This is a genomic window from Bradyrhizobium sp. SUTN9-2, assembly GCF_003122645.1.
Lineage (GTDB): Bacteria > Pseudomonadota > Alphaproteobacteria > Rhizobiales > Xanthobacteraceae > Bradyrhizobium > Bradyrhizobium yuanmingense.
Map to the genome: position 1 here is coordinate 2444320 of NZ_LAXE01000001.1, position 6468 is coordinate 2450787.

General features: G+C 59.0%; 7 protein-coding genes. 6 read left to right on the forward strand and 1 reads right to left on the reverse strand.

Annotated features, from left to right (window positions below; genetic code table 11):
* Nucleotides 1-1061: 1061 nt before the first annotated feature.
* From XF30_RS39185 to XF30_RS11305, 4 genes are all read left to right on the forward strand, one after another.
* Nucleotides 1062-1274, forward strand: a complete 213-nt coding sequence (locus tag XF30_RS39185; RefSeq protein WP_244608915.1) for a hypothetical protein — start codon at nucleotides 1062-1064, stop codon at nucleotides 1272-1274.
* A gap of 15 nt (nucleotides 1275-1289) precedes the next feature.
* Nucleotides 1290-1514, forward strand: coding sequence for a hypothetical protein (locus XF30_RS39190; protein WP_244608916.1), 225 nt, complete (start codon nucleotides 1290-1292; stop codon nucleotides 1512-1514).
* Nucleotides 1515-1883: 369 nt separating this feature from the next.
* On the forward strand, nucleotides 1884-2264 hold the full coding sequence (locus tag XF30_RS39195; RefSeq protein WP_244609125.1) for a hypothetical protein: 381 nt from the start codon (nucleotides 1884-1886) through the stop codon (nucleotides 2262-2264).
* A 628-nt stretch (nucleotides 2265-2892) separates the two neighbouring features.
* Nucleotides 2893-4008 carry an IS4 family transposase gene (locus tag XF30_RS11305; protein WP_244608917.1) on the forward strand — a complete coding sequence of 372 codons (1116 nt, stop codon included), beginning with the start codon at nucleotides 2893-2895 and terminating at the stop codon, nucleotides 4006-4008.
* A 169-nt stretch (nucleotides 4009-4177) separates the two neighbouring features.
* Here the strand turns inward: XF30_RS11305 and XF30_RS39205 are convergent, their stop codons facing one another.
* A complete protein-coding gene (locus tag XF30_RS39205; protein ID WP_244608918.1) occupies nucleotides 4178-4507 on the reverse strand; it encodes a hypothetical protein in 330 nt (109 codons plus the stop codon).
* Between the two features lie 396 nt (nucleotides 4508-4903).
* On the opposite strand from XF30_RS39205, the gene XF30_RS11315 reads away from it, so the two are divergent.
* Both XF30_RS11315 and XF30_RS11320 read left to right on the forward strand, forming a co-directional pair.
* Entirely contained in the window at nucleotides 4904-5260 is a 357-nt protein-coding gene (locus XF30_RS11315) for a helix-turn-helix domain-containing protein (protein ID WP_109142727.1), read from the forward strand.
* Nucleotides 5235-6468, forward strand: a 1234-nt coding sequence (locus XF30_RS11320; RefSeq protein WP_109142728.1) for a type II toxin-antitoxin system HipA family toxin, incomplete at its 3' end; no start/stop codon positions are given. The genes XF30_RS11315 and XF30_RS11320, both read left to right, overlap by 26 nt.

The window sequence follows — 6468 nt, forward strand, 5'->3', positions numbered from 1 at the left end:
TGCGACCCAGCGGCCGGCCCGATCCCTGCCAACAAGAACGACCCGTGTGGCGGAGCCTCGCGAGGTCGACTCGAGGAGCGGAGTCATCCTTCTCCCTCGTGGAAGGGCGGCTGAGGCTCATTTGACGGAATCCATAGCGGAAGCATGCCAGCTCGCATCACGAACAGTCGCTGAATTGTCAGGCGACTTATAGAAAAGGAATGACCTCAACCTCGTTGCCGCCAAGGTCCATACCAACTATGGCGTTAGGCGCAAGCCGCGCACTCAACTCGCAATGAATACGCCGAATCCGAGCGCCCAGCGCCTACCAATTCTGGCGCAATGCGTCAGTAGCGAGACTGTCTGGCCCAAACAGACTAGATCAAAAATGGCAGCCTCTTGCGATGTGTTCCCTAGATTGCCATGCAGAAGGAATGCGGGCTCAAGGCGGGGCGTTTGATGCCAGATCATGTGGCGCTAAGGACGCGCCTAGGCAGCCAACAAAATCGGGTGCGCATCAGCACCCCACGAGGACCGTTGAGCGGCCCCAATCCTAAAGCCCCTGGCTTTGCCGAGGGATAGTTATCCCTCGAATAAGCCTATGGGCCTGGGCAGCGTCGCTTTAGGTTCGAAGGAGTTTGGGCTAACCCAGCAAGGGTAATGGTGCCATCGTCATCACCGCATCGGTCAGCTTGGCTCCGCGAGCGGCCGAAGGGTTTTTTCCGACCTGCTCCATAGCATTCAATTTAAGGGGCCGGACGTTGATCGCTCCTGCTCGGGGGGCGTGATCAAGATGCAAGTCCCCACGTTGCATCACGCTGCCGATAAGATCAGCTCGTGCTGAGCCTCCATGATGCGATACATGACCCCCTCCGCAAGCTGACGAATGTGCTTCATCTGCGCCCCAGGACCGCTGATCTCCGAACGGCCGAAACTTGCGACTCCTAGCCGACACGCAGCTTGCAGTGGTGCCCGCGACATAGCGCAAGCCGCGCTATGTCGCGCGCTTGCGTGCTTTCCGCTTCTGCTTGACGCTTCGCGGCCCGCGAGCGTGGCCGCTCGACCTCAGCCGGAGCAAATCCGTGAAGACATCACTCCTCGTGGCCACGCTGATTTCGATTGCCTGCTTCATCTCCACTACTCTTTCACAAGAGCGAACCGATGCGGCACTGACTGATGATCCATTCCGTTGGCTCGAGGAGATCGAAGGCCCAAGCGCGTTGACTTGGGCTCGCGCCGAGAACGAGAAGACGCTCGGGGTGCTCCAGTCAGATCCTCGCTATCGGCAGTTTTAGGAACAGGCGCTCTCCATGCTGCAATCCAAGCATCGGATCGCAGATATTCCATTGGAGGAGCGCGGTTTGGAGCATTTCTGGCAAGACGAGAACCAGGTGCGCGGCGTCTGGCGGCGCACCACGCGCGAGAGCGCTCGTAACCAAGATCCAAAGTGGGAGACCATCCTCGACGTAGACGCCTTGGCCGTCGCCGAGAACAGAAACTTGGGTCTTTCGAGGTGCCAGTTGTCTTCCGCCTGAACAGCGCCTCTGCCAAATTAGTCTTTCCAATGGCGGCAAGGATGCCGTGTCGATACAAGAGTTCGATCGCACCGCGAAGACCTTCGTTGCGAGCGGCTTTTATCTCCCAGAGGGCAAGCAGGACGTCAGCTGGGTCGATGGTGACACGCTCCTTGTTGTACGGGACTGGGGTGAGGGGACTTTGACGCAAGCCGGCTACCCCTTTGTGGTGAAGGAGCTCAAACGCGCTCAGTCGCTCAGTGAGGCTCGCGAGATCTTTCGCGGCGAGCCCACCGACGCTGAGACGCAGCCGCTCGTGCTTCGTACAGCGCGGGTCAGATTCATGCGACCGGCGCGGTCCGTGCAATCAACACTTTCGAGTCCGCCTATGTGGTCTTCCGCCCCGATGGGCCCGTCAAGCTCAATCTGCCGAAGAAGGCCGAAATCGTCACGCTCGCGTGCGGCCGTCTGCTTGTGAAACTTGACGAGGACTGGGCGCCGTCCGAGGACAATCGCTTCACGGCGGGATCGATGATCTCGTATGACCTCGACGAATGGAAGCAGGATCCGCTGCGCGCCAAAGCTTCGCTTGTCTTTCAACCTGGGCCCCGCCAGGCCCTGAGCGAGTTAACCGCCACAAAGAATTTTTTAATTCTCACGATCCTTGAGAGCGTTCAGAGCAGAGCGTTCGTTTATAAGCACGCTAAGGGAACTTGGTCCGCGACGCCGATACCGGTTTGCGGGTTTTCCGGCTTCCCAAACACAACATGACGAGCGGATAATTTGCCAAAGGCGCCGACACGTCGGCCGAGATGATGCCCTCCGAGCGCGGACTCTTCAACCGTCGTTGGCACGCGGTAAGAGAAAGCCCGGCCATCTCACCTATCACATCTGCCGGCGCGCAGACCACCTCGTCAATGGCAATCCCGATCACAGCCTCTGACATGCACGCCACCGCGGCTTTGCGACTGGAAGGCCACGACAAGCAAGTTCGTTCGGTCCGAGCATCGCGACGCCAGGCGAAGAGCTGCGAGGGGGAATCCCGATTCACTCGCGCCAGCCTCCTGCGCCTCTGCCACAACTTGCGCTTTGAACTCGTCCGACGCGGTGTCGGCGAAGTTTCGCGGCACCCCCTCAAGACGCTCGGCGACAGCTTAAATCATATAGAACGTCTAGTTTCAGAACGAGGCGCAGACATAGAAGCTCAGATCGGCTCACAGACTCCGCAGCAATAGCCAATAGCCGATCGCTCATCCAATCCCCCAGATGGGGTCTCTTTGCTTTCAATTATCCACATTTGACGTTGGATTTGAGCGAGGCGCCGCGGGCGAAATCTTGAATCGGTAGAATCTGTTGTGATTCGTTGTTGAGCACCTGATTCGGAAGCGCGGGGTGCTCGATGGGCTTGGTGAAGGAACGCGCGGGGGCGCGTGCTCAGCGATTGACGACCGGTATCGAGACGTGGGTTGATCGGGAAGTTGCGGGATGCGAGTTTAAGGATGAGCGGCTTGGTCGCCGGTTCTGCAAATTGCTCGCACAAATCGGGAGCGACATGGGTCAAAGCATCCCGCTGGTTTGTCAGGATTGGGCCAACACGAAGGCCGCCTATCGCTTCTTCTCCAACGAACGGGTCAACGAGGCGGATATTCTTTGCGGTCATTTCGAGGCGACGCGCGGGCGCGTAGCGGCGACGGAGGGACCGATCCTCGTCCTCCATGACACGACGGAATTCAGCTTCAAGCGCGAGAAGCCGGATCTGATCGGCTTTACGGGCAAGACGGGAGGACGCACGCAGTGCGGCATCCTGATGCATTCGAGTCTCGCCGTGACGACCGAGGGGCTTCCGCTCGGACTGTCGGCAATCAAGTTCTGGACCCGCAAGAAGTTCAAGGGGACGACGGCGCTGAAGCGAAAGATCAATCCGACACGGGTGCCGATCGAGCAGAAGGAAAGCATCCGCTGGCTCGAGAATTTACGGCAATCGACCGACCTTCTCGCTGCCCCTGGACGATGCGTTCATATTGGTGATCGCGAGAGCGACATCTATGAGCTGTTTTGCCTGGCCGAGGAGGCCGGAACGCATTTCCTGGTGCGAACCTGTGTTGATCGGCTTGCCGGCGACGGCAATCATACAATTGCCGACGAAATGGACGAGGTTACGATCAAGGGTCTACATCGGATCAAGGTCAAGGACGACAAAGGCGATCCCGACGACGCCGTTCTTGAGATCAGGTACCGCAAGATACGCGTCCTGCCGCCGATTGGCAAACAGACGAAATATCCCGCACTCACTCTGACCGTGATCCATGCTCAAGAGCGAGGAAGGCCGAAACGGCGAAAGAAAATCGAGTGGAAGCTCCTCACCGATCTCCCGGTCCAATCGCGCAAGGACGCCATCAATAAGATCGAATGGTACGCCTTGAGGTGGAAGATCGAAGTCTTCCATAAGATCCTCAATCGGGCTGCAAAGCAGAGGACTCAAAATTGCGAACCGCTGAGCGCCTGGTCAATCTGATCGCGGTCTTCTGCATTGTGAGTTGGCGCGTCTTCTGGATGACGATGCTCAATCGCTCCTCGCCGAATGCCGTACCGCAAATGGCGCTGACAGATCCCGAAATCAGGCTTCTTGATCATTTGGTGAAAGACAGGGCTGGTGATTGCTCTCGACGAAGCACGCTTTCGCACTATGTCGTCAAGATCGCGCGGCTCGGAGGATACTTGGCCCGAGCCAACGATCCGCCCGCAGGAAACACCGTGATCTGGCGCGGACTATCGCGGCTGAACGACATCGAACTTGGAGCCCCAATCGAGGCAACAATTATGGGTAATTGAAAGGTCTCTTTGCCGCTTACCATCCAGCGCTCGGGCAAGGTCATCGGCGAGCAGGACCGGGGCCGCTCGATGAGACTGAGTTTTTGCGCTTGCAGCAGATCGTCATCGGTGATGAAGGCGTCATCAAGCTCGGCTTCCGTAATGAAGGCGGCTTCATCGACGAGCATGACGGCGAGACACAAAGACCGGTCCGGATCGGCGTTAGCGCACGTCACGAAGATCGCCTGGCTCGTGCGCGGCTTGATCGCGTTCGGTCAGGCGCCCGGAGCTTGATCTTGCGCCGCCGGCAGCGCCGGCACCGAGCGAACCGCTAAGATCGCTCGACGGAGATTACTTGGGATTTCCTCGCCGGTCATCGTCGATCTCCTCTTCATGAACCCAGTTGGTATTTGGAGCAGAATTCCCGTTCGGTAACTTTGGCGGCCCCGCTCATACTCGCTTGGAACCAAAGTTCCCGTTCGGTAACTTGTGTTTCTCTCAAGAGCATTGCACAAAAATTCCCGATCGGTAACTTTTCTATGGACATTTACTGTCTCGACCCGTAAATTTCCCGATCGGTAACTTACGTCGAGAGAACTATGAACACGCCTTCAAAGGGCAGAAACGAGCCGGGCGAGACCGGTGTCGCGCGCCAAGCCGCCGAATTCGCTGCAGCATTCGGTCGCCTCATCCAGGAAGAACGCAAACGCCAGGGCCTCCGGCAGGACGAGCTGGCCATGGTGAGCGGGACAGGAAAGCGCTTCATTGTCGACCTCGAGGCAGGAAAAAGCACCTGTCAGCTCGGGCGCAGCCTGCACGTGGCAAACGTTCTCGGGCTGCGCATCGAGGATGTTCTCAAGGATGCGCAAGTGCGCCGCGCGAACACTTCCGCGACACCAGACATTCCCGACAGCGACGAGGAGGAGCCTCATGGACCGTCTTCCGGTCTACTTTGAGACGCGAGAGGTCGGTTGGATCACGGTCGCCGACGAAGCGTCAGGCTTCACCTATGCCGAATCCTGGCGCGGGCTGACCGGCGCCTTCCCTGTGTCGCTCACCATGCCGCTCTCGCGGGCCTCGCATGATGCTTCGGCAATTCTGGTATGGGCGGCAAATCTGCTGCCGGAGAACGCAACCCTCGGGACCGTAGGTCATATGCTCGGCAAGTCGCCGGCCGATGTCATTGGTCTTCTTGCCGAGATGGGCCGCGATACCGCCGGCGCGCTCTCCGTCGGACAACCTGGCACCGGGCTGATCGCCGGCAAATGGCGAGAGATCCCCGACAAGGCTTCGCTCGAGCGCATCCTTAATGAGCTACCCCACAAGCCTTTCCTCGTCGGCGAAGATGGCGTGTCGATGTCGCTTGCCGGTGTGCAGACGAAGCTCGCGGTCGCTCTGGACGGCGACACCCTGTACATACCGATCGACGGCGCGCCATCGACCCACATCATCAAGCCTGATGGCGAGCGCTTGGCTGGCGCCGTCCAGAATGAGGCATTCTGTCTGACGCTCGCGCGCATGATCGGAATCCCGACGCCGAAGGTGACGACGGGGACGGCAGGCGAACGTAGCTACCTGCTGATTGAGCGCTATGACCGTCGTCATGACGGCAAGAGGTGGCGGCGGCTGCATCAGGAGGATTTCTGCCAGGCCCTGAGCCGACCGCCAACTGCCAAGTACCAGAACAACGATAGAGGCCTAAAAGGACCGTCATTGGCCGACATGATCGGCGTGACCCAGCGCCAGATGACAGCACAGGAGACCGCCCGCTTCGTCGATCTTGCCATCTTCAATCCGATGGTTTGGAACACTGATTCCCATGCCAAAAATTACTCACTGATGCTATCGGCGCGCGGCGCCGCCATGGCGCCAAGTTACGACATCGTCTGTGCGGCGCCATATCCGAAGATCACCCGCAACATGGCGCAAAAGATCGGCGGGCAGAAGCAGGCTGACCAGCTCGGACGCAACCACTGGGAGCGCTTCGCCATCGACTGCAAACTCTCTCCAGCGCAGACGATCCGGCGCGTCTCCGAGATTGCTCATGCCGTGACGCACCATGCAATCGCCGCCAAGGCCGAGGTCGAAACCATGCCTGCCGGCGGCGATCCCGTCCTGGACACAGTGGTCGAGGCGGTGATTTCGCGCGCTCGCGGCTACCTAG

What these genes read in the sequence shown, in the direction of transcription:
- XF30_RS39190 (WP_244608916.1), top strand. Translation starts at nt 1,290, where the DNA reads ATGCTGCAATCCAAGCATCGGATCGCAGATATTCCATTGGAGGAGCGC.
- XF30_RS11305 (WP_244608917.1), top strand. Translation starts at nt 2,893, where the DNA reads ATGGGCTTGGTGAAGGAACGCGCGGGGGCGCGTGCTCAGCGATTGACG.
- XF30_RS11315 (WP_109142727.1), top strand. Translation starts at nt 4,904, where the DNA reads ATGAACACGCCTTCAAAGGGCAGAAACGAGCCGGGCGAGACCGGTGTC.